Origin of the sequence: Planococcus sp. NCCP-2050 (assembly GCF_023708025.1) — a bacterium.
Lineage (GTDB): Bacteria > Bacillota > Bacilli > Bacillales_A > Planococcaceae > Planococcus.
This window is the reverse complement of sequence record NZ_BRCX01000001.1, coordinates 485793-510004: the sequence shown is the minus strand read 5'-3', so window position 1 is coordinate 510004 and position 24212 is coordinate 485793. Positions and strand designations below refer to the sequence as shown.

Annotated in this window: 24 protein-coding genes; 23 read left to right on the top strand and 1 reads right to left on the bottom strand. The window is 44.7% G+C overall.

The genetic code is table 11. The features are described 5' to 3' along the window. Positions 1-69: 69 nt before the first annotated feature. The 17 genes from yfmF to NFU07_RS02570 all read left to right on the top strand — a co-directional run bounded on the left by yfmF (position 70) and on the right by NFU07_RS02570 (position 19106). Positions 70-1344, top strand: a complete 1275-nt coding sequence (gene yfmF / locus NFU07_RS02650) for an EF-P 5-aminopentanol modification-associated protein YfmF (protein ID WP_251474302.1) — start codon at positions 70-72, stop codon at positions 1342-1344. Beyond that, a complete protein-coding gene (gene yfmH, locus NFU07_RS02645; protein WP_251474299.1) occupies positions 1337-2638 on the top strand; it encodes an EF-P 5-aminopentanol modification-associated protein YfmH in 1302 nt (433 codons plus the stop codon). Before yfmF ends, yfmH begins: the two co-directional genes overlap by 8 nt. Next, complete coding sequence (ymfI, locus tag NFU07_RS02640) at positions 2635-3354, top strand: elongation factor P 5-aminopentanone reductase (protein ID WP_251474297.1); 720 nt, start codon at positions 2635-2637, stop codon at positions 3352-3354. Before yfmH ends, ymfI begins: the two co-directional genes overlap by 4 nt. Positions 3355-3543: 189 nt before the next feature. Next, positions 3544-4341 (top strand): YmfK family protein, encoded by a 798-nt coding sequence (locus NFU07_RS02635; protein ID WP_251474295.1) that lies wholly within the window; start codon positions 3544-3546, stop codon positions 4339-4341. Between the two features lie 17 nt (positions 4342-4358). Then, the gene (locus NFU07_RS02630) at positions 4359-5228 is read left to right on the top strand and encodes a helix-turn-helix domain-containing protein (RefSeq protein WP_251474293.1); all 870 of its coding nucleotides are present in this window, start codon (positions 4359-4361) and stop codon (positions 5226-5228) included. A 47-nt stretch (positions 5229-5275) separates the two neighbouring features. Then, entirely contained in the window at positions 5276-5854 is a 579-nt protein-coding gene (pgsA, locus tag NFU07_RS02625) for a CDP-diacylglycerol--glycerol-3-phosphate 3-phosphatidyltransferase (protein ID WP_251474280.1), read from the top strand. Positions 5855-5888: 34 nt separating this feature from the next. Then, positions 5889-7142, top strand: coding sequence for a competence/damage-inducible protein A (locus NFU07_RS02620; protein ID WP_251474264.1), 1254 nt, complete (start codon positions 5889-5891; stop codon positions 7140-7142). 173 nt (positions 7143-7315) lie between these two features. Continuing rightward, positions 7316-8377, top strand: a complete 1062-nt coding sequence (gene recA, locus NFU07_RS02615; protein ID WP_285835926.1) for a recombinase RecA — start codon at positions 7316-7318, stop codon at positions 8375-8377. A gap of 237 nt (positions 8378-8614) precedes the next feature. Then, a complete protein-coding gene (gene rny / locus NFU07_RS02610) occupies positions 8615-10174 on the top strand; it encodes a ribonuclease Y (RefSeq protein WP_251474258.1) in 1560 nt (519 codons plus the stop codon). 66 nt (positions 10175-10240) lie between these two features. Continuing rightward, entirely contained in the window at positions 10241-11038 is a 798-nt protein-coding gene (locus NFU07_RS02605) for a TIGR00282 family metallophosphoesterase (protein ID WP_251474253.1), read from the top strand. A gap of 267 nt (positions 11039-11305) precedes the next feature. Continuing rightward, on the top strand, positions 11306-11731 hold the full coding sequence (locus NFU07_RS02600) for a YlbF/YmcA family competence regulator (protein ID WP_251474250.1): 426 nt from the start codon (positions 11306-11308) through the stop codon (positions 11729-11731). Positions 11732-12143: 412 nt separating this feature from the next. Then, positions 12144-14669, top strand: a complete 2526-nt coding sequence (mutS, locus tag NFU07_RS02595) for a DNA mismatch repair protein MutS (RefSeq protein WP_251474248.1) — start codon at positions 12144-12146, stop codon at positions 14667-14669. A gap of 4 nt (positions 14670-14673) precedes the next feature. Then, the gene (gene mutL / locus NFU07_RS02590; protein WP_251474228.1) at positions 14674-16530 is read left to right on the top strand and encodes a DNA mismatch repair endonuclease MutL; all 1857 of its coding nucleotides are present in this window, start codon (positions 14674-14676) and stop codon (positions 16528-16530) included. A 52-nt stretch (positions 16531-16582) separates the two neighbouring features. Continuing rightward, complete coding sequence (locus NFU07_RS02585; RefSeq protein WP_251474226.1) at positions 16583-17503, top strand: alpha/beta hydrolase; 921 nt, start codon at positions 16583-16585, stop codon at positions 17501-17503. Further along, positions 17496-18443: a tRNA (adenosine(37)-N6)-dimethylallyltransferase MiaA gene (miaA, locus tag NFU07_RS02580; protein WP_251474223.1), complete on the top strand. Its 948-nt coding sequence runs from the start codon at positions 17496-17498 to the stop codon at positions 18441-18443. Before NFU07_RS02585 ends, miaA begins: the two co-directional genes overlap by 8 nt. A 23-nt stretch (positions 18444-18466) precedes the next feature. Beyond that, a complete protein-coding gene (gene hfq, locus NFU07_RS02575) occupies positions 18467-18691 on the top strand; it encodes an RNA chaperone Hfq (RefSeq protein WP_235199312.1) in 225 nt (74 codons plus the stop codon). 115 nt (positions 18692-18806) lie between these two features. Then, positions 18807-19106: a rhodanese-like domain-containing protein gene (locus NFU07_RS02570; RefSeq protein WP_251474220.1), complete on the top strand. Its 300-nt coding sequence runs from the start codon at positions 18807-18809 to the stop codon at positions 19104-19106. 43 nt (positions 19107-19149) lie between these two features. Here the strand turns inward: NFU07_RS02570 and NFU07_RS02565 are convergent, their stop codons facing one another. Continuing rightward, complete coding sequence (locus NFU07_RS02565; protein WP_251474217.1) at positions 19150-19755, bottom strand: trimeric intracellular cation channel family protein; 606 nt, start codon at positions 19753-19755, stop codon at positions 19150-19152. Between the two features lie 109 nt (positions 19756-19864). On the opposite strand from NFU07_RS02565, the gene NFU07_RS02560 reads away from it, so the two are divergent. The 6 genes from NFU07_RS02560 (at position 19865) to NFU07_RS02535 (ending at position 24191) form a co-directional block, all read left to right on the top strand. Further along, the gene (locus tag NFU07_RS02560) at positions 19865-21097 is read left to right on the top strand and encodes a methionine gamma-lyase family protein (protein ID WP_251474214.1); all 1233 of its coding nucleotides are present in this window, start codon (positions 19865-19867) and stop codon (positions 21095-21097) included. A gap of 121 nt (positions 21098-21218) precedes the next feature. Continuing rightward, a complete protein-coding gene (locus NFU07_RS02555; RefSeq protein WP_251474212.1) occupies positions 21219-21602 on the top strand; it encodes a MerR family transcriptional regulator in 384 nt (127 codons plus the stop codon). 42 nt (positions 21603-21644) lie between these two features. Further along, the gene (glnA, locus tag NFU07_RS02550) at positions 21645-22979 is read left to right on the top strand and encodes a type I glutamate--ammonia ligase (protein ID WP_251474202.1); all 1335 of its coding nucleotides are present in this window, start codon (positions 21645-21647) and stop codon (positions 22977-22979) included. A gap of 106 nt (positions 22980-23085) precedes the next feature. After that, on the top strand, positions 23086-23310 hold the full coding sequence (locus NFU07_RS02545) for a hypothetical protein (protein ID WP_235196538.1): 225 nt from the start codon (positions 23086-23088) through the stop codon (positions 23308-23310). 125 nt (positions 23311-23435) lie between these two features. Continuing rightward, positions 23436-23642: a hypothetical protein gene (locus NFU07_RS02540; RefSeq protein ID WP_251474194.1), complete on the top strand. Its 207-nt coding sequence runs from the start codon at positions 23436-23438 to the stop codon at positions 23640-23642. A 123-nt stretch (positions 23643-23765) separates the two neighbouring features. Then, positions 23766-24191, top strand: a complete 426-nt coding sequence (locus NFU07_RS02535; protein ID WP_251474191.1) for a hypothetical protein — start codon at positions 23766-23768, stop codon at positions 24189-24191. Positions 24192-24212: the final 21 nt, after the last annotated feature.

Genomic DNA, 24212 nt, shown 5'->3' with positions numbered 1-24212 from the left:
TTCATTATTTGCATTTAGTTCCAGGGGTTCGGTATAGTTAGAATAAGAAAGCTGAGAGGGGATTTACTGATGTTTCAATCTATTAATATCGCAAAAGGCGTGAATGTCCACGTAAATGAAACAACTCAATTTAAGACGATAAATTTTTCTTTTAAATTCAAGGATCGCCTAACACCTGAAAAGGCATCTGCCCGTTCCATTTTGGCAAATGTGCTTCAGCACAGCAATGAGGTGTATCCATCTCATACGGCGCTGCGCATGGTGCTGGACGATTTGTACGGCACATCCCTCTACATAGATTCTTCTAAACGGGGCAATGAACACATCGTGACTTTGAATGTAGAAACGGTGAACGACCAGTATTTATCCGAAGAAGGGGTATTGGAAAAAGTCCTGAACTTGATGTATGTCGTTCTGTTCAAGCCGAATATGGAAAACGGGCTTTTCAAAGAATCCATTTTCCTGCGTGAAAAGCAGACGATTAAAGAACGGATTGAGTCAATCTTTGATGAGAAAACCCGCTACGCGCAGCAGCGTATGATGGAACTTGCATTGCCAGGGCATCCTGCTTCCATCCAAGCGAATGGTTCGCTGGAAGAATTGGAAAAAGTGACGAACGATCAGCTGCTGAAAGAATACCAAACATTATTGAACAATAATGAAATTGAAATTTATGTGGTCGGCGACATCAAGCCGGGCATGATTGCTTCCTATATAAAGGAATACTTCCATTTCGAAGACCGCGAACAGGCAGTGGAAGGGCCGTCAACTCAATTGACCTCTCCTGAAACTTCACGGGTTATCGAATACGAAGACATGAAACAAGGGAAATTGCACATGGCTTTCTTTACGCCGATTACTTTCCGCGACGAAAAGTTCCCGGTTATGCAATTGATGAATGGAGTTCTTGGCGGATATGCCCATTCGAAATTATTCGTCAATATCCGAGAGAAAGAAAGCATGGCTTACTATGTTTCAAGTTCGTACGCTTCGCAGTTCGGTTTGATGTTCGTGCTTGCCGGCATTGATTCGAAACTGGAAGGCAAAGCTGTGAAGCTCATACTTGAACAATTGGAAGAAGTGAAAAGAGCCAATATTTCGGACGTAGAACTGGATCAGACGAAAGCGCTTTTGATCAATCAATTAAAAGAAGCTTTGGATTCAGCAAGAGGCCAAATTGACATTTACGATCAATACATGGAACTCGATAAAGCATTTGAACCTGATTATTTGATCTCTAAATGGAATGCTGTGACTAAAGAGGATATTGCCGAAGCGGCTCAACTATTATCATTGGAAATGACGTATTTCCTAGCTGGCAAGGAGGACGATTCAGTTGAATAAAGTTCAATTTGAACAATTAGATGAAACGCTGTACCATGAAAAACTGGCCAACGGGCTTGAAGTATATATTTTGCCGAAAAAAGGGTTTTCAAAGACATTTGCAACGTTCACGACCAAGTATGGTTCAATCGACAATCATTTTGTGCCTTATGGTGAAGAAGAGCCGATTAAAGTGCCGGACGGCATTGCCCATTTCTTAGAGCATAAAATGTTTGAAAAAGAAGACGGCGATATCTTTCAGCAATTCAGTAAACAAGGTGCTTCTGCCAATGCGTTCACTTCCTTTACCCGTACCGCTTATCTGTTCTCTGCGACCGGTCAAATCAATGAAAATGTTGAAACGCTGCTGGATTTTGTCCAAAGCCCATATTTCACGGAGAAAACGGTGGAAAAGGAAAAAGGCATTATCGCACAGGAAATCACGATGTACGACGATCAGCCGGACTGGCGTTTGTATTTCGGCATGATTGAAAACCTGTATAAGAACCACCCGGTGAAAATTGATATTGCCGGGACAGTCGATTCCATCCAGGATATTACAGCGGAACATTTATACACATGCTACAACACGTTCTACCATCCATCTAATATGGTGCTGTTCGTTGTCGGGGCTGTGGATCCGGAGCAAATGATGGAATTCATCAAAGCGAATCAGGACCAAAAGACCTTTGAAGAGCCGAAAGAAATCAAACGGATTTATCCGGAAGAGCCGATTGAAGTGGCGATCAAAGAACGGACGCTTGAAATGAGCGTGCAAAAACCGAAAATCTTTGTCGGCATTAAGCCGGAAGTGCTCGATTACTCCGGAAAAGCGATGCTGAAGCACGAGTTGGCGGCTGAACTAGCTTTCGAATTGCTGTTCGGGCGTACTTCAGACTTCTACCATCATGCTTACGAAAGCAATTTAATCGATGAGTCCTATTCATTTGATTATTCACTCGAAAACGGTTTTGGCTATGCGTTGATCGGTTCTGATACAAACGAACCCGAGAAACTAATAAGAGAAATCAACCATACACTCGATCAAGCAATGGAAAAATGGCCATTCGGACAAGCAGATCTTGACCGGATCCGCCGCAAGAAAATTGGCTTTTTCCTGAGAGCATTAAATTCGCCTGAATTTATCGCTAACCAATTCACGCGGTATGCCTTCAACGATATGAATTTATTTGATGTTGTACCAATGCTCGAAGAAATAGAAGTGCCGGATCTGCAAGCCGCTTTTGCAACAGTGAGCTTAGACAGCCAGCGTTCGACCTTTACCATTGTGCCGCCGAAGAAGGATGGCAAGTGAAACGATTTGCCGTCATAATGGGAGCTTCCGGAGCAATTGGCGAAGCGATCGCCAATCAACTGGCGGGTGATGGCTGGTCACTTTATCTCCACTGGAACTCCACTCCCGTAAATGGGCTTGTGGAAGAACTGAGCAGGAAATTTACAAAGCAGGAGTTTATTGCTGTACAAGCCGATTTCACCCGTACAGACGGGGCGGAGCGGCTGGCAACTCAAGTTTATGATGCCGCTTGCATCATTGTAGCGAGCGGCCATGCCTTGCAGAAAATGTTGATTGATACGGAAGATGCAGAAATGGAAGCTTTGTGGAATGTCCATGTCAAAAATCCGATTTCGGCAATCCGCAGAATTTCACCTTATTTTCATCGCTATCCGGCAACTTATGTCGTCTTTATCTCGTCTATATGGGGGGAGATAGGGGCTGCTCTTGAAACCGTCTATTCTTCTGTAAAAGGGGCGCAATTGGCATTTGTCAAAGCCTATGCCAAAGAAATGGCCGCTTCCGGTACACGGGTAAATGCAATTTCTCCTGGTTTCATTCAAACCAAAATGAATGAGAATTTTACAGAAGAAGAACTCACTATGATACAAGAGGAAATTCCGCTCGGATTAGGGTTGCCTCGCCATGTAGCTGATGCGGTCGACTTTTTAGTGAACGGCAAAGCGGATTATATGACAGGACAAGTTCTCCGGGTAAACGGTGGATGGCATATGTAAGTGGCAGCTTTTTAAATTTTACTTAATTATCCATCTAGTTGCTCCGTTAGCTTCATTAGAGAGGAGTTGTTCCCATAGGTTTTGGGCCAACTCCTTTCTTATTGCCCCTTTTCTTAGTGCAGTAAATCAGCTATCATAAGAGTTAGGAACTTTTTGGTCAAATATTGACAATGAAAGGTCGGATGATGAATGAGAGAATGGTATTTTGAATACGAAATTCAAGTGAATCGTCCGGGTTTATTAGGGGATATAGCTTCTCTCCTTGGTATGCTCAGAGTAAATATCGTTACCATCAATGGCGTAGACCAAGGCAGGCGAGGAATGCTTTTGCGCGCAGAGCATGATGTTCAATTGGAACGCTTCGAACAGATTGTTTCCACTATCGAGACAATTGCAGTGAAGAAATTCCGTGAACCGAAACTCCGTGATATTTTAGCAGTTCGCCATGGCCGTTATATACAAAGAGATGCGGATGATCGCAAGACATTTCGTTTTGTCCGTGATGAGCTCGGATTATTAGTAGATTTTATGGCTGAAATTTTCAAGCAGGAAGGCCATAAATTAGTCGGTTTGCGCGGAATGCCGAGGGTTGGAAAAACGGAATCGATCGTCGCAGCGAGTGTAAGTGCTAATAAAAAATGGATTTTCCTATCTTCAACGATGATCAAGCAGACAGTGAGAAATCAGTTGATGGGAGATGAGCATAACGCGAATAATATCTTCATACTGGACGGCATCGTCACACGCCGTTCCGGAGATGAGCGCCATATGCAGCTGGTTCGAGAAATGATGCGCATGCCAACGATTAAAGTTGTGGAACATCCCGATATGTTTGTCCAGCAATCTGAGTACAGCATCGAAGATTTCGATTATATTATCGAATTGCGCCATCATCCAGAAGAAAAGATTACATATGAAGTGTTGGAAAAAAACCACTTCATGGGCGACCAAAATCAAGCGGATATGTTCGGCGGATTTAACTTTTAAGTGGGCAGGTGATCGTATTGAGTGAATTAGGTACTCGGTTGAAAGAGGCGAGAATCGCCAAAGGGTACAGTTTGGAAGATTTACAGGATGTGACAAAGATACAAAAACGCTATTTAGCGGGAATTGAAGAAGGCAATCATAGCATGATGCCCGGACCTTTTTATGTTCGTGCGTTCATTAAACAATACGCGGAAGCGGTAGGATTGAATTCGGATGAATTGCTCGAGCAGCATAAATCCGAGGTTCCGGTTTCAGTGAAAGAGGAAGTTCGGCCGACGCTTACGCCGCCAACTCCTTCCCGGCGCCAAACTTTAGCAAAAAGTTCTTCTAATGGCCTTGGCGAAATTATGCCAAAAGTGATTGTCGCTTTATTTATTGTTGTCATATTAGCAGTTGTTATTTTCTTTTATAATAATTTGGCAACCAATGATCCATTGGAAGATGCGACAGATGAAGAAGGCGTTCCGTACGAAGAACCTAACGGTGGAGATGAAGAAGCGCCGCCAGCTGAGGAAGAACCGGAAGAAGTCCCGGCTGAAGAGCCAGAGGAACCTGCAGAACCGGAAACCAGCATTTCTGTAGTAGGTACCGAAGGAGAAACGACTACGTTTGCTTGGCAAGGTCCGGCTACACGGGAATTGAAAATTGAAGCGAGCGGCCCGTCTTGGGTGTCGGCTACTGGCCCGAATCAGCAGGAGTTGATGCAGCCAGCACGTACAATGCAGGCGAGCGACAGTGAAACGATAGACGTTTCAGGTGTTGCACAAGTGCGTGTAAGGCTTGGAGCGAGCTCGAATGTTAAACTTACTGTAAATGGCGAACCGATTGAATATACGCAAGACTTGATCACACAAAATATTGTTATTCAATTTACGGACGCAGAATAGCCATCTTTTGATGGCTATTTTTCTTGAGAAAGGAAAGGGGCAAACAAATGAATATTCCAAACCGTATTACGATATCGAGGATATTATTGATCCCGATATTCATGTTGATCATGCTAGTCGATTTTAATTGGGGTACGATGACGTTATTCGGTGCAGAAATGCCGGTTTCTCATTTTATCGGAGGGCTGATTTTCATCATTGCATCATTGACCGACTGGATTGACGGATATTATGCGAGAAAGTACAATCTTGTCACGACCTTCGGCAAATTTTTGGATCCGCTTGCAGATAAACTGCTGGTGTCGGCAGCTTTGATCATCTTAGTGGAGCTTGGCTTCGCTGCATCATGGATTGTCATCCTCATCATCAGCCGTGAGTTTGCTGTTACAGGATTGCGGTTAGTGCTTGCTGGTGAAGGTGAAGTGGTCGCTGCCGGGAGCTTAGGCAAAATTAAAACCACGGCACAGATCCTAGCGATTTCAGCATTATTGCTCCACGATACCATCTTTGTTCTGATGGGTGTGCCATTTGGCGAAATCATGCTCTATATTGCATTGATTTTCACTATATGGTCAGGCTGGGATTATTTCTATGCCAACCGCAAAGGCTTGATGGCTTCTAAATAAGAGTTTTCAAAAAACGTTCAAGGGGTGAAGCTGGATGAATGCTGAAATTATTGCTGTAGGATCTGAACTGCTGCTCGGGCAGATTACAAATTCAAATGCCCGCTTTTTATCGAACCATTTAGCAGAGCTTGGAATTAATGTATATTACCATACGGTAGTCGGGGACAATTCAGAGCGTTTGAAAGAAACAATCAAAATTGCCGAAAGCCGTGCAGATTTAATCATTTTCACTGGCGGCTTAGGACCGACGAAAGATGATTTGACGAAGGAAACGATTGCCCGCCATTTGGGGACAACTTTAGACATGGACCAGGAAGCGCTTGATTCCATTGTGGCTTTTTTCGAACGGGCTGGGAGAGCAATGACGGAAAACAATAAAAAGCAGGCATTGGTTTTAAAAGACAGCGACGTATTGGTCAATAACCACGGAATGGCACCCGGGATGCTTTACAAAACCGAAACGCATACGTATATGCTATTGCCAGGGCCTCCTAAAGAAATGGAGCCGATGTTCCAGTATGAAGCGAAACCGAAACTTGCGAAAATGCTGAACCAAGCTGACGTCATTGTTTCACATGTTTTGCGTTTTTACGGCATCGGAGAAGCGGAACTTGAAGACCGCATCCAAGATATTCTGGAGCAGCAGACGAATCCGACTATCGCTCCGCTTGCTTCTGACGGGGAAGTAACGCTGCGTATTACAGCGAAGACCAATACAGAAGAGCAGGCTTGGAAGTTGATAGAAGAGGCGAAAGCATCTCTTCTTGAGCGTGCAGGCGACTATTTGTACGGTTATGACAACGATTCGCTGGCTTCGAAAGCGATTGAGTTGCTTCGCGAACAGCAGAAGACAATCTCAGCTGCCGAGAGTTTGACTGCCGGGCTATTCCAATCTGAATTGGCTGCTGTAGCAGGAGCCAGTTCAGCGCTCGCTGGCGGCGTCATCACCTATAATGAAGAAATGAAAATCAGCCAATTGGGCATTTCAAGTGAACTGCTTGCCGAGTACGGTGTTGTCAGTGAAGAAACCGCTATTGCGATGGCTGAAGCGGTCCGCATGAAATTCAACACGGACATCAGTGTCAGTTTAACGGGGGCTGCAGGTCCGGACGCTCATGGCGACCAGCCTGCCGGGACTGTATGGGTCGGGATTTCAACAGAAGAAGAAACGAGAGCCTACCGGCTGCAATTGTCCGGGATGCGCAACACGAACCGTCTCAGAGCAGTGAAATTGGCGCTGTCGTATATAATACGAACACTGACTGACGGAAATGCACGCAAAATTTAATTTTGCGTGTTTTTTTATGCTCAAAAAGGGAAAATGAGCTGTATAAGCCGATCAAAAATCATTTTTAAGATGCGAACACGAATAAACGTTCGCATTTTCCTTGCGTATTTCTCAATGAGCAAGTATACTAGAGACAGGTAGAAAAATTGGTTTTAATTAGAGGAGGATTTCTTTTGAGCGATCGTAAAGCAGCGTTAGACATGGCGTTAAAAAGTATAGAAAAGCAGTTCGGTAAAGGATCTGTAATGAAATTAGGCGAGAAAAGCGACCGTAATGTATCATCGGTTTCGAGTGGTTCATTGGCACTTGATACGGCACTAGGAATAGGCGGATATCCGCGCGGGCGTGTTATTGAAATATATGGACCTGAAAGTTCAGGTAAAACGACAGTTTCCCTTCATGCTATCGCAGAAGTTCAAGCGACAGGCGGAACAGCTGCATTTATCGATGCTGAGCATGCATTAGATCCAGTTTATGCAAAAAATCTTGGCGTTAATATTGATGAGCTGCTCTTGTCTCAGCCGGACACAGGGGAGCAAGCATTGGAAATCGCTGAAGCGCTTGTACGAAGCGGCGCTGTTGATATCGTAGTCGTCGATTCTGTTGCGGCATTGGTGCCAAAAGCGGAAATCGAAGGCGAAATGGGCGACTCCCATATGGGGTTGCAGGCACGTTTGATGTCCCAAGCCCTTCGTAAATTGTCAGGCGTTATCAACAAGTCAAACACGATCGTTATTTTCATTAACCAGATTCGTGAAAAGATCGGCGTTATGTTCGGTAACCCGGAAACAACACCAGGCGGACGTGCTTTGAAATTCTATTCATCTGTCCGTTTGGAAGTGCGCCGTGCTGAGGCATTGAAATCAGGTGCTGAAATTATCGGTAACAGAACGAAAATTAAGATTGTGAAAAACAAGGTAGCTCCGCCGTTCCGTACAGCTGAACTCGATATCATGTACGGTAAAGGGATTTCCCGCGAAGGTGAAATCGTGGATATCGGATCAGATCTTGAAATCATCCAGAAGAGTGGATCTTGGTATTCTTATAATGACGAGCGCATTGGACAAGGCCGTGAAAATGTGAAGCAGTTCTTGCTTGCAAATCCGGAAATCCGCAACGAAATTTCAAACAAAATCCGCGAATCTTATGGCATGGCAGCAGCAACTTATACGATTGCCGCCAATAAAGACGAAGAGCCGGAAGAGTTTAATCTTCTGATTGACGAAGAGGAATAAAAAAGAGGATCCGAAGCCGCGAAGCAATATGCTTTGTGGCTTTTCTCTATGCATGCAGATTGCCGGCTCGGCTTCTAGGTGTGCTGAATCCTTATTCTCAATGGGTTGACACTTTATAAGTCCATCTATACAATTAAAATTGTATAATTTACTAATTTTTCAACGATTGAAAAGTGTGACCCGTACTATTAATTGATCTTTTGAAAAAGTAAAAGAATAGCAAGAGGAGGTGTCCGAATGGGGTTTACCGAGATCATCTTCGCTTTGCTTGGTATCATCGTCGGTGTAGTTGTTGGGTATTTTGCATTAAAGAAAGCAAACGATTCCAATATAGCAGGCGCTAAAAATTCTGCGGAGCAAATTGTTGAAGATGCGAAACGAGAAGCTGAAGCGCTGAAGAAAGAAGCTTTATTGGAAGCGAAAGACGAAAATCATAAATTGCGTACTGAAACAGAATCTGAAATTCGGGAACGCCGATTAGAACTTCAAAGACAAGAAAATCGGTTGTTGCAGAGAGAAGAAAATTTAGATCGCAAGGATGATGCATTGAACAAACGAGAAGCGAGTCTTGAACGCAAAGATGAATCGCTTGCAGAAAAACAACAGCATATTGGACAGATGGAAAGCAAAGCTGAAGAACTAGTTCGTCAGCAACAGTCCGAAATGGAACGCATTTCCTCTTTAACCCGCGAAGAAGCGAAATCGATCATCCTCCAGCAAGTTGAAAATGAACTTTCAACGGATATTGCCGTAATGATCAAAGAAACAGAAGCGCGTGCAAAAGAAGAATCGGACAAAAAAGCTAAGAATATCCTGTCGTTGGCAATGCAGCGCTTTGCTGCTGACCATGTAGCCGAAACGACGGTTTCAGTGGTCAACTTGCCGAATGATGAGATGAAAGGCCGAATCATCGGACGTGAAGGAAGAAACATCCGTACACTCGAAACTTTGACAGGCATCGATTTAATCATTGATGATACGCCGGAAGCGGTTATCTTATCCGGCTTTGATCCAATTCGCCGCGAGACTGCTCGATTGGCGCTTGAAAAATTGGTTTCCGATGGCCGTATCCATCCAGCGCGCATCGAAGAAATGGTCGAAAAATCAAGAAGAGAAGTGGATGAGCAAATCCGGGAAATCGGAGAGCAGACGACATTTGATGTCGGCGTCCATAATCTCCATCCTGATTTGATCAAGATCCTTGGCCGTCTCCGTTACCGTACAAGCTATGGACAGAATGTCTTGAAGCATTCTGTAGAAGTAGCGTTCTTGTCCGGATTAATGGCAGCGGAACTTGGTGAAGATGTGACTTTAGCAAGACGCGCCGGTTTATTGCATGACATCGGTAAAGCAATCGACCATGAAGTCGAAGGCAGCCATGTGGAAATCGGAGTCGAATTAGGAACGAAATACAAAGAACATCCAGTGGTCATTAACAGTATTGCTTCCCACCATGGCGATACAGAAGCGACATCCATCATATCGGTGATTGTAGCCGCAGCTGATGCCTTGTCCGCTGCTCGTCCAGGTGCACGGAGCGAAACATTGGAAAACTATATTCGCCGCCTTGAAAAACTTGAAGAGATTTCCGAGTCTTATGAAGGCGTAGAGAAATCATTTGCGATTCAAGCAGGACGCGAAATCCGCATTATGGTTCGTCCGGAACAGATTGATGATATGACTGCGCATCGTTTGGCACGCGACATCCGTAAACGGATTGAAGAAGAACTGGATTACCCAGGCCACATCAAAGTGACCGTCATTCGAGAAACAAGAGCAGTTGAATACGCAAAATAATAGGATAAAGGCTTCGATGAATGTCTATTCAAAGAAGCCTTTTTCTTATGGAAAAAGGTGAATAAAATGAAAGTATTATTTATTGGAGATATTGTGGGTTCAATCGGCAGAGAAGCGCTGGAATCCTATTTGCCGCGCTTGAAAAGAAAATACAACCCGGATGTGGTCATTGCGAACGGTGAGAATGCAGCAGCGGGACGCGGAATTACAAAGGCGATTTATCAAGATTTGCTATTCATGGGCGTCGATATGATCACGATGGGCAACCACACGTGGGACCAAAAAGAGATTTTTGATTTCATTGACGAAGTGGATTACTTGATCCGTCCTGCAAACTTTTCGGACGAAGCACCAGGGCGTGGAATGGCTACGGTGACCAAAAACGGAAAAACGCTTTCGGTAATCAATCTTCATGGCCGTGTATTCTTGCCGCCGCATGAAGATCCCTTCCAAAAAGCGGATGAACTTTTGGCAGAAGCAAAAGCGATCTCTCCATTGGTATTTGTTGATTTCCATGCCGAAGCGACAAGCGAAAAAATCGCAATGGGCTGGCATTTAGATGGCCGGGCTTCAGTAGTAGTCGGTACCCATACGCATGTACAGACAGCGGATGCACGCATTTTGCCGAATGGTACGGCTTATATCTCTGATGTCGGCATGACAGGGCCATATGACGAAATCCTCGGGATGACGAAGGAATCGGTCTTGTACCGATTTAAAACCAATATGCCGACCCGGTTTGAAGTGCCGAAACGGGGACGTTCAGTTGTCAGCGGCTTCTTTACGGAGCTTGACGACGCTACAGGAAAAGCAGTTTCATTCGAACGCGTATATATCAACGAAGACTACCCTTTTAAAGGGTAATCTTCATGGCTTCTTGTCGATTCTCCGACAATTGGTGCGCCTTCCTTGTAGAGTGGTGGGCTTATTCAGTATAATAAGGTATTGATTGAAAGGGATTTTTCATGAATGATGGCCATTTGAGGCTGCCGGAGTCACGGTATTCCCTTTGGCAAACAGAAAAATGAGATTTCAATTTAGTGAAAGTGAAAAATACCAACAATAAAAATATGGCCCTTGAATGGTGGACTTGTTGAAACTATTTACGGCCAAGAAGTGGGTGTCTAGAGAATGGCTTATTCAAAAGAAGAAATTATTGCAAAAGCGCGTGAAGTAGCGGATATGATCGCTGAAACGGAAGAAGTGGAATTCTTCAAACGTGCAGAAGCTCAAATAAACGAAAACCAAAAAGTGCGGGAGAAAATTGCCAGCATGAAGAGTTTGCAAAAACAAGCAGTCAACTTCCAAGCGTACGGCAAAGAACGTGCGTTGAACTTGATCGAAAGCAAAATCCAAAAAATTGAAGAAGAAATCGATGCGGTGCCAATCGTACAAGAGTTCAAACAATCTCAAAGCGATGTTAATGCATTGCTTCAAATGGTGTCGACAGCCATTGCCAATCAAGTGACTAACAACATCATCGTATCAACTGGCGGCGATATTCTTCGCGGCGAAACAGGATCCCAAGTGAAAAACAGCACACCAGGAAACTGCTAATTAGAAAAGCGGAAACGGCCGTTCAGCTCCGAAAGGCATAAGACGGACTTCCGAAGCGGCGTTTTTTGCCGCACAGGAAGAACGGATTATGACCCGAGGAGCTGGCCGTTGGAGTCTGGACAAAGAAAAGCGGAGGTGCCTGCTCAGCTCTGGCAGCCATAAGACAGAACAGCGAAGTGGCGCTCTTTGCCACACAGCTGGGCTGGCTTATGGCCGAAGAGCTAGGCACTGGAGTCTGGACAAAGAAAAGCGGAAACGGCCGTTCAGCTTTTGTAAGCAAAAGCTGGCCGATTTGAAACAAAAGAAATACAGGAAAAAAGCTGAAAGAGCTTGCTCTTTCAGTTTTTTCTTTTCCCCCCATCTTTTTGTTATAATAGAGAAACTACGAAAAGTTCGCGAAAGAGGTATTAAAATGGCACCTACACCGATGATCCAACAATATTTGCAAGTGAAGTCTGAATACCAGGATGCGTTTCTGTTTTTCCGTCTAGGAGATTTTTATGAAATGTTTTATGATGACGCATTGAAAGCTTCTCAATTGCTTGAAATTACATTGACGAGCAGAGGCGGAAACGGCGATGAGCGAATTCCAATGTGCGGCGTACCGCATCATGCAGCACAGAACTATATCGACCAATTGATCCAAAAAGGCCATAAAGTGGCTGTCTGTGAACAAGTGGAAGATCCGAAGTTGACAAAAGGCGTTGTGAAACGAGAAGTGGTGCGTCTTATTACTCCTGGGACGCATACGGAAGGCAAAAGCATTGATTCCAAATCGAATTTGTTTTTAGCGGCAGCCGACCAATTGCCTGATGGATTTGCTTTGTCCTACGTGGATATCAGCACGGGAGAAGCGAGAGCTACATACATAACCGGGACTGAAAAATCTTTGCTTCAGGAACTGCAATCACTCCAAATCCGTGAGTTGGTGGTATCCAACCAATTATTCTTGCTGCTTAACGAAGATGCACAAGATCTCGTGCTATCGATTGAAACGATGGATGAAGTCTACCAGGCAGAGGAACGCCTGCTAGCTGCATGCCCTGAAGATTTGCGGCTCTCCATCTTGCGTTTGCTTTCTTATATTGCACGGACGCAAAAGCAGTCGCTCGAACACATCCAAGCTTTTTCCTATAATGAAAGCGGCCAGCTCCTATCGATCGATTTCCACTCGAAGCGGAACTTGGAATTGCTGCAATCGATTCGCGGAGGCGACACGAAAGGGACCTTGCTTTGGCTGCTGGATGAAACGGTCACGGCAATGGGCAGCCGGAAGCTGAAGCAATGGCTGCATCAGCCGCTTGCTAATAAGCGGCAAATCGAAAGACGCCAATTCATGGTCGAATCTTTGATCGAGAATTATTTTGTGCGTGTTGAACTGCAGGCTTTATTAAAAGAAGTATATGACTTAGAGCGCTTGAGTGGCCGCATCGCTTTTGGCAGTGCAAGCGGGCGCGACCTTGCTCAATTGCGCAGTTCGTTGGAGAAAATCCCAGCGATTATTGCAGAACTTCAAAATTCCGGCGATGATGTGCTGCAGGATTTCAGCCGCAAATTGGATCGCTGCGGAGAAGTATGTGAATTGCTCGATGCCATCAGTGAAAATCCGCCTTTGTCATCTAAAGAAGGCGGCGTTATCCGTGACGGTTACCACGAGAAACTGGATGAATACCGCTACGCTTCACGTAACGGAAAAGATTGGATTGCCCAATTAGAGCAGCAGGAACGCCAGCGGACAGGAATCAAGTCGTTGAAAATCGGCTATAACCGGATATTCGGCTACTATATTGAAATTTCAAAAGCCAATATGCATTTAGCGGACTTGGAACGCTATGAACGCAAACAGACATTGGCAAACGCAGAACGCTATATCACACCTGAATTAAAAGAAAAAGAAAGCTTGATCCTAACGGCAGAAGAAGAAAGTTTGTCGCTGGAATATGAACTATTTGTAAAAATCCGAGAAGAAGTCAAGCAATACATTTCACGTATTCAAGAATTGGCTTCGACATTAAGTGGCCTTGATGTCTTTATGAGCTTCGCGAATGTGGCGGAAAAGTATCGCTTTGTGAAGCCCGACTTCAATAATTCAAGGGAAATTTCCATCATTGAGGGCCGACATCCGGTTGTTGAAAAAATGCTCAATAAACAGCATTATGTGCCAAACGATTGTGTTTTGACCAATGACCAAAATATGCTATTAATTACAGGACCGAATATGTCCGGTAAAAGTACGTATATGCGCCAAGTGGCTTTGACCATTGTCATGGCTCAAATCGGCTCTTATGTGCCGGCAGAATCGGCAAATTTGCCGATCGTCGATCAGATCTTTACGCGCATCGGTGCAGCAGATGATTTAGTTTCCGGGCAAAGTACGTTTATGGTCGAAATGCTTGAGTCGCAATATGCGATCACGCATGCGACTGAACGCAGCCTTCTGTTATTCGATGAAATTGGGCGGGGGACATCCACGTATGACGGCATGGCGCTTGCGCAATCCATGATTGAGTACATTCATGAGAATATTGGGGCAAATACGCTGTTTTCCACCCATTATCATGAATTGACAGCACTCGACCAAACCTTGGATAAATTGAGCAATGTGCACGTGGCGGCTATGGAGCAATCCGGCAAAGTCGTGTTCCTGCATAAAGTGAAAAAAGGGCCAGCTGATAAAAGCTACGGGATCCATGTGGCAGAACTCGCTGAATTGCCGCAGCCGATTCTTTTGCGGGCAAGAGAACTGCTCGTCAGCTTTGAATCGGAAAACAAGAAGCATGTCAGCGAAGTGGAACAATTGTCGTTTTTTGACGATCGTGACACCGAAAGCGAAGAAGTGCTGCAAGCGATATCCGATGCGAATATCGCGGCAATGACACCATTGCAATCGCTTCAGCTCTTGAATGATCTGCAGGTGAAATTAAGCAAGAAGGGGTGAGGATATGGGGATTATTCGATTAATGGACGAGCCGTTATCAAACAAAATAGCAGCGGGTGAAGTGGTCGAAAGGCCCACATCCGTCGTCAAAGAATTGGTTGAAAACGCAATCGACGCTGGAAGTACCGCTATTGAAGTGCTGTTAACCGAAGCAGGGCTGACTTCTATCCAGATCGTGGATAATGGCGCTGGAATGGATTCAGAAGATGCACTATTGTCATTTTCACGCCATGCTACCAGTAAAATTGCAAACGAACATGATTTATTCCGCATTCGAACGCTCGGTTTCCGGGGAGAGGCATTAGCAAGTATCGCTTCCGTTTCAAAAGTGACGCTGCATACGTCAAACGGCGAATCCGGCACATATGTGCATATGGAAGGCGGCCGTTTGATTGAACACCGTGCAGGCGCTCTTCGAAAAGGCACCGATATCCAAATCGACCAATTGTTCTTCAATACGCCGGCGCGTTTGAAATACATGAAAACCTTGCAGACAGAACTGGGACATTCCATAGACCTGATGAACCGTTTCGCTTTAAGCTATCCAGGAATTTCATTTAAACTGTCTCATGACGGCCGGATGATTCTCCAGACTTCCGGCAGCGGTGACATCAAACGGGTGATATCGGATATTTATGGAGTCTCGATTGCCAAGAAAATGATTCCCTTTGAAGGGGAGTCACATGACTACAAAATATCGGGTTATGCGTCCCTTCCGGAAATCACGCGGGCCAATAAAAACTACATTTCGTTATTCGTGAATGGGCGCTGGGTCAAACATTATGCGATTGCGAACACCGTCCATAAGGCGTATCATACGTTTTTGCCGCTGGAGCGGCAGCCTATCGTCGTTATGAATATTGAAGGCGACCCTTATTTGACCGATGTCAATGTGCATCCGGCGAAACAACAGATCCGGCTCAGCAAAGAAAAAGAATTGATGGAATTGATCCATACAACGATACGCGGAACCATTTCTTCAGCCGTCCGGGCGCCGGTCATCGAAAAGCCGAAAGCGCCAAAACAGCTTCCTTCCAAGCAATTGGATATTTGGAAATCTTCGTTTACAGTCAAAGAAGCGATGCAGGAACTGCGTGAAAAAGAAGATCCGGTTATTGCGGAAACTTTGCCTATCTTGGAGCCAGTACATCATCTTCCGGCAGAAGAAAGAAACGCGGTAGAAACCACGCCTTTTGAAACGCCGGAAGAAAAGATGTACGATGAACAGCCTGAAAACTTTCAAGTAGAACCGGAATTTGAAGAAGATACAAGCCCTCAATTTCCGGAACTTGATGTCGTTGGCCAAATTCATGGCACGTATATTGTGGCGCAAAGCGATGATGGTTTTTATTTGATCGACCAGCACGCGGCACAGGAACGGATCAAATATGAGTTCTTTCGGGAAAAAGTCTGCGATATTGATGCTGGAGAACGGCAGGCTCTGCTCTTGCCGCTGACTTTCCACTATAGCCGAGACGAGGCGCTGCGCTTGAAAGACAGTTTGCATGTCTTGGCTGAAAGCGGCGTTTTTTTGGAAGAGTTCGGGGACACTTCGTTTATCGTCCGGGAGCATCCGACTTGGTTTCCTTCGGGATTTGAGCAGGAAGTGATTGAAGATTTAATCGAACAAGTGTTGAATGAACGAAAAGTGGATGTAAAAAAACTGCGGGAAGATGCGGCGATCATGATGAGCTGCAAACGTTCCATCAAGGCGAATCATTACCTTCAAAAGCATGAGATGGAGCGGTTGTTGGCGGATCTTAAGGATGCAGAACAACCATTCACTTGTCCGCATGGCCGTCCAGTCATTATCCACTTTAAAACCTATGATGTGGAAAAAATGTTTAAGCGCGTCATGTAAACGGCTATAGAAAATGAATATTGCCTATCTTGTTTTCGGGAGGGATCATGCATTGAAAATCACGAAGAATTTTATTCGCGCAAGTGATCGAGTGGAAATTTACTACGAAATTTACGAACCGGAAAATCCGGTTGCCCATGTGCACATCATTCATGGCATGGCGGAACATGTCGGTCGTTATGAAGAGTTTGCACGTTTTCTGGCGCAGCATGGTTTTGTTGTATCGGGCCACGACCAACGGGGTCACGGGCGAACGGCAAAACGAAACGGAACACAGGGATTTTTTGGTGAATTTGATGGCTTTAACCGCGTTGTAGAAGATGTTGATGAATTATTAAAAGGCGTACAATCACAAATCGGGCAATTGCCATTGATCCTCTTCGGCCATAGCATGGGCTCTTTCGTCGCAAGACGCTATATTCAATTGCACAGCGAAAAAGTTAGCAAGGTTGTTATATCCGGTACAGGGGGAGATCCTGGGATGGCAGGGAAAGCGGGGCTCGCATTCGCTTTAGCTGCCGCAAGATTTTCCGGAAAAGAAGCCGTCAATCCTACGCTTGGCAAGTTGACTTTTGGCAGTTTCATCAAGCCGTTCAAAGACGAAGGGTCGTTATTTGCCTGGCTTAGCCGAGATAAAGAAGCGGTCGAACAATACGAGAAGGATCCGATGAGCGGACAGCCTTCGACCAATCAATTCTATGTGGATTTGTTCCATGGGTTGAGCTTGATTCATAAAAAAGCGGAGGTCGCTAAAATACGGAAAGACCTGCCGGTGCTCCTGATCAGCGGGGCAGAAGATCCTGTAGGGGACAACGGGAAAGGTTTGTTTTCAACCGCTAAACAATATCAGGAAGCCGGAATGACGAATGTCCAATTGTATTTGGCGGAAGGCGGCCGGCATGAATTGCTTCATGAAACAAATAAGCAACAGCATTTTGATACATTAGTAGAATGGATGAGAAAAGATGATTGATGTAATGGCCATTGTCGGACCGACTGCTTCCGGCAAAACGGCATTAAGTTTGGAAATGGCAAAGCGGCACGACGGGGAAATCATCAACGGCGACTCGATGCAAGTGTACCGCGGGCTGTCGATTGGCACCGCTAAAATCGAGGCGCATGAAATGGATGGCATTGTCCATCATTTGCTCGATATCAAAGACCCAAAAGAGCCTTTTTCCGTTGCGGAATACCAGCAATTAGTCAGAGGGAAGATTGCGGAAATTAGGTCGCGCGGCAAATTCCCCATTATCGTCGGCGGTTCCGGGCTATATGTCCAAGCTGTGCTTTTCGATTACCGCTTCTCTGAACAGCAGGCGGATGAAGAACTTCGCGAGAAACTGGCCGAAGAACTAAAACTGCGTGGCCCTCTGGCGATGCACGAAAAATTGCTTGCGCTTGATCCAGATGCTGATATCCATCCGAATAACACACGCAGAGTGCTGCGTGCCATTGAAATCAATATGGGCGGACAAGCGAAGGAAGAGCGGACCAAAGCATTGTCTCCCATGTATAATGAACTGATCGTCGGCTTGGATATTCCGCGGCCAGTCTTATATGAACGGATTAATGGGCGGGTGGATGCTATGCTCGAAAAAGGGCTCCTAGAAGAAGTGAAAGGCTTATATGACCAGGAAATTCGCGGAGTTCAATCGGTTCAAGCAATTGGCTACAAAGAAATTTATGCTTATTTTGACGGCCAATTGGCCTTAGATGATGCCATCAGCAAAATCAAGCAAAATTCCCGGAAGTACGCTAAACGGCAGTTTACTTATTTTAAAAACAAATTGCCGATCTTTTGGATTGATGCCTTAGAAGAAAATGAAAAAAAACTGGCAGAAATTGAAACGATGATGCAGGAGAAAGAGCGGGACCGTCGAATAGAGCTAATAGCACGGCAAATCACAGAGTAGGGTTTATTCTAAGGGGGATATTCATGAAACCAGTCAATATTCAAGATGTCTATTTAAATCAGCTGCGTAAAAATAATATTTTTGTAACCGTCTTTTTACTAAATGGCTTCCAGTTAAAAGGAACCATTAAATCCTATGATAATTTTACGGTGCTGGTTGAAACGGATGGCAAACAGCAATTGATCTACAAACATGCCATTTCGACGTTCTCGCCTGCCAAGGCTGTGAACATTGAACATCAGGAATAAGCGATCAACCAGCTGGGGCTCAACCCAGCTGGTTTTTTCATTTGACAGAAGCAGAAGGTGAGTATACCCTTTTTAAGTAGCTTAAACTTATACATTTGGCAGGAGGAAATAAAACGTGAAATCCATTACAACAGATGAATTGCAAGAACTCGTCGAAAAAGGCGAAGAAATTTACTTGATAGATGTGCGTGAAGACGAAGAAGTAGCTTATGGCATGGTCCCAGGAGCAAAGCATATTCCACTTGGGCAGCTGCCTGAACGGCTAGATGAGCTAGAGGCTGGTACAGCTGTCCACGTGATCTGCAAAGCTGGCGGCAGAAGTGCAATGGCTTGCGACTTTTTGGAATCGAACGGCATTGAAACAATCAATATTGAAGGCGGCATGATGAACTGGAACGGGGAAGTCATCGCTTAATAAAAAACAAGCCATGCAGCTCTTTGCCGCATGGCTTGTTTTTTTAAGGAAGCTGGATTTTTCTCGATGGCAGCCGCCATTTGTACGTATAAGATAAAATGCGCAGAACGGTGATCACAAGGAATAGGCCGTATAAGACGAAGTCCGAGCGGATCATATCGATGCTGATCAAGATGCCTGCGATGGCAGCCCACAAAGCATAGATTTCCGCTTTCAAGACAAGCGGCTTTCGGCCTGCCAATAAATCACGGATCATTCCACCGCCGGAACCCGTTAAAATTGCGGCGACCATGACAGCGATAATAGGCATATTCAAATCGACTGCATATAACGCACCTTGTACAGCAAATGCTGACAAGCCGATCGCATCGAAGAAATTGCCCCATCTGCTCCATGGCCCGAGTAATTTATGCGGGAAAAGAAAAACGATGGTGATGGAAATGGCGGCCAACTGAAACATCATTTCCTGTTCCCATAAGGCTGAAACAGGAACGCCGATCAGTAAATTGCGGATAGCTCCGCCGCCGAAAGCCGTAACGACTCCGAGAAGGTAAACGCCAAAAATATCATATTCTTCTTCCATTGCGATAATTGCGCCGGAAATGGCAAACGCGATTGTACCGATTGCACTTAAAACTTCCCAAGCCATTGTACTGATCCTCCCTGAAAAACTAACTCTATGAATTGTATCAGAGTTTGACGCAATTTCAAGTTTCGCGCAATAATGGAAATGGCATTAAAAATGAATGGAGATTAACATGCAGACAACAATCAGAACAATCGAAGAAACAATCCAAAAAGAATTGCGGCGTGCAGACGATATCGCCTTCCTGAATCAGAAGAAAGTATTGGATGCTTTCCATCGTCAAAAAGTGAGTGACCATCATTTCAATCCTTCTACAGGGTATGGCTACGATGATGAAGGGCGGGATACTTTAGAAAAAGTCTATGCGGATGTCTTCAAAGCTCAAGCAGCTTTGGTCCGGCCGCAAATCATTTCCGGAACCCACGCAATTACCATTGCGCTTTTCGGCGTGCTGCGACCGGGGGATGAATTGATGTACATCACAGGAAAGCCATACGACACTTTAGACTCCATCGTCTCGGGAGGCGAAAAGGATACGGGTTCTCTCAAGGATTTTGGCATTGGCTATCAGCATATCGATTTAACGATAAGCAATCAGATAGACTGGGCAAATGTTGAAAGCGCTGTTTCAGAAAAAACAAAAGTGGTGGCGATTCAGCGATCACGCGGCTACGATACACGGCCATCCTTTACTGTCGATGAAATTGAAGAGATGGTCCGGCGTGTCAAAGTGATAAAGGAAGATGCCATCATTTTTGTGGACAATTGCTACGGTGAATTTGTGGAAGAGCGGGAACCGATCGAAGTCGGTGCAGATTTGATTGCCGGCTCTTTGATAAAAAATCCGGGAGGCGGCTTGGCAAAAATCGGCGGCTATATTGCCGGAAAAGCAGATTTAGTCGAAAAATGCGGTTACCGAATGACTTCTCCGGGTATAGGAGGGGAGGCAGGAGCTTCGTTGAACGCGTTGCCTGATATGTATCAGGGCTTTTTTATGGCTCCGCATATTGTATCGCAAGCCTTAAAAGGGGCTATCTTCACGTCGGCTCTTTTAGAATCGGTAGGCATGGAAACGACGCCGCATTATTCAGCGCTGCGGACTGATCTCATCCAATCCGTTTCTTTTAAAACGGCAGAGCAAATGATCGCCTTTTGCCAAACAATCCAAAACAGTTCGCCGGTAAATGCGCAATTCAAACCGGAACCGGCTTATATGCCGGGATATGAAGATGATGTTATCATGGCAGCCGGAACATTTGTCCAAGGCTCCAGCATCGAACTCACAGCAGACGGCCCGATTCGGCCCCCTTATACTGCTTTTGTGCAAGGTGGATTAACTTATGAACATGTGAAAATTGCTGTGTTGAATTCAATCACAGCTTTAGAAGAATCCGGTCTTTTATGAGTGTTCCTGCACTTGAAAGAGTGCAGGAATATTTTTATGTCAGAAAACATAACATGGATTTGACAACTTATCTAACGTGTTTTATACTAAAAGAGTAGTAAAACTGAAAAGGGTGAAAACAATGACGAATCGGGTTCGTCGGACGATGCCGCTTCTGCCCATCAGCATTGTGATGCAGCTGACAGAATTGACTGCGCGCCAAATCCGCTATTACGAAGAGCATGGATTAATCAGCCCTGCCCGCACGGAAGGCAATAAACGCATGTTCTCATTGAACGATGTCGATACATTGCTGGAGATTAAAGAATATTTGGATCAAGGCCTTAATATGGCAGGGATCAAAAAAATCTATAATCTGAAAGACCAACCTGAAAATGAAAAGGCTGAACCCAAAAATCTCAGCGATGCAGAATTGCGGAGAATTTTAAGGGAAGAAATGCAGCAACTTCGCTCTTATGAACGCGGCGGGTTAAGACAAGGTGATTTATCTCGTTTCTTCAATTGAGGCGAGTGAATATAAAACTTACATAGGAGAGTGGAAAAGAAAATGAGCAAGTATACAAAAGAAGACATTAAGCGATTAGTAAAAGAAGAAGAAGTCAACTTTATCCGTTTGCAGTTTACAGACATTCTCGGCATAATCAAAAATGTTGAAATTCCGACTTCTCAATTGGACAAAGCACTCGACAACAAAATGATGTTCGATGGATCATCTATCGATGGATTCGTTCGCATCGAAGAATCAGATATGTACCTATTCCCAGACCTAGACACGTGGGTAGTATTCCCATGGATTACAGGCAAAGGGAAAGTAGCACGCCTTATCTGTGATATTTACCGTGCAGATGGAACACCGTTTGAAGGAGATCCGCGCAATAACTTGAAACGCGTTCTCAAAGAAATGGAAGAAATGGGCTTCACGCATTTCAACCTAGGGCCAGAGCCTGAATTCTTCTTGTTCAAATTGGATGCTAGCGGCGAGCCATCCCTTGAATTGAACGACAATGGCGGATACTTTGACTTGGCTCCTATGGACCTTGGTGAAAACTGCCGTCGTGACATCGTATTGGAATTGGAAGAAATGGGCTTTGAAATTGAAGCTTCCCACCATGAAGTGGCTCCAGGACAACACGAAATCGATTTTAAATATGCAGACGCCATCAAAGCTTGCGATGATATCCAAACTTTCAAATTGGTCGTTAAAACAATTGCCCGCAAACACGGGTTGCACGCAACTTTCATGCCGAAACCTCTTTTCGGCGTCAACGGTTCAGGAATGCACATGAACGTTTCTTTGTTCAAAGACAAAGTGAATGCTTTCCTTGATGAAGACGGCGAATTGAAGTTGAGCGAAACAGCGTACCAATTCCTAGCAGGAATTTTAGAGCACGCACAAGGCTTCACTGCTGTTACAAATCCGACAGTCAATTCGTATAAGCGTTTAGTTCCAGGATACGAAGCACCTTGCTATGTTGCTTGGTCTGGCCAAAACCGCAGCCCGTTGATCCGTATTCCGGCTTCCCGCGGATTGTCAACACGCGTTGAAGTCCGTTCAGTCGATCCATCGGCAAATCCTTACCTAGCAATGGCTGTTCTTTTAAGCGCTGGCCTTGACGGCATTAAAAAGAAACTAGAAGCACCAAAACCAGTAGACCGCAATATTTATGCGATGAACAAAAAAGAACGCGAAGCGGTAGGCATTAAAGATCTTCCACCGACATTGTATGCGGCATTGCAAGAGCTGCAAAATGATGAAGTGATGACGAAAGCACTTGGGAGTCACATCCTAAACAATTTCGTTGAAGCGAAAGAAATCGAGTGGGATATGTTCCGTATCGCCGTGCACCCATGGGAGCGCGAGCAATACTTGAAAATGTATTAATGAGATTTGCTGTAAGAGCTTAACCGCTCTTGCAGCTTTTTTAATTTCTCAATTATGCAGGAATAAAATAAGCTGACCGAGAACCTTTCATGAAGGAGGTGAGCCGATGGCTAAATTTGTGATTCAATACTTCTTAGAAAAAGGGCTGGCTGTTGAAAGGACAGTGGAAGCTGCTAGTCGTGATGAGGTAGCTGACATGGCGCTTTCAGAAAAAATTGTCCGTTTTGAAGACAATTTTGGGGAGGTAAATCTTTTTAACAAAGAGGATGTAAAACTAGTGAAAATAAAAAATTATACGGAACCCGTCACAACTTCGCGAAGAGGAGGATAATAAAACGGGGTTAAGGATTAAAAACTCGGAAAGCAGGGTATAAAGAAAATAGGCTTTCTAAATTTAATAATCCGTACTGAATTTTCTTTGTGTAAGTGCAAGGAGGATTTTGTGGGGGTGATTAAATGAAAAAAATTCAAGGGATTGAAAATCTTTTAAAGTACTTGGATTCAAAGGACTGCCCATTGAACGAAGAGCAAATCCGAAATTTAATAACCCAGCGGACTATACCGCATAGCCAACCTTTTGGCGACATGTTGATTTTTGACAAAGGCCATATCGACTGGTGGGTAACTGAACAGAGGAAACAACTCAGCAACTTTACCGAATAAGCTACAATACCCCGCTTCCAGGACTTTCATTAAGTTCCGGCAGTGGGGTGTTGTGTTTTTCAGTAACTTTTTTGAAGGGAATACGTCTTATTAAGCAGTAGAGAATTAATGGAGGAATGGCGTATGCGCTTTTTAAAGTATTTTATTATTTTTGTAATCATCCTAGGTGTTGCTGGAATCGGAGTCTATTATGTCGGAACGAATATTGCTTCTGAAAAAATCGTAGAAGAAGCGGCTTTAGAACTAGAAGACAGCGGGAGAATGGATGAAATCAAGTCGTATGTAGAAAAAGATCCGCAATTAGCAGGCTACCTTGAAGAAGCGAAAGCTGCTGAAGATAAAAACTTGCCGATTAAAACGAAAGGCGAAGCGACTCGTGTATTAATTCAAAAGGTAGGCATCACTGAACTGAAGACGATGCAGTCGGAAGTGCAAAAAGGGACCATGACCCAGCAGGAAGCTATTCAAAAGCTGGAAACCCAATTGAGCGAAGAAGAGATGCTAGCACTGAAAGTTCTCGCATATAAGGAATTATATAAACAACAATAAGCAGAAGGCTATGGTAAACTG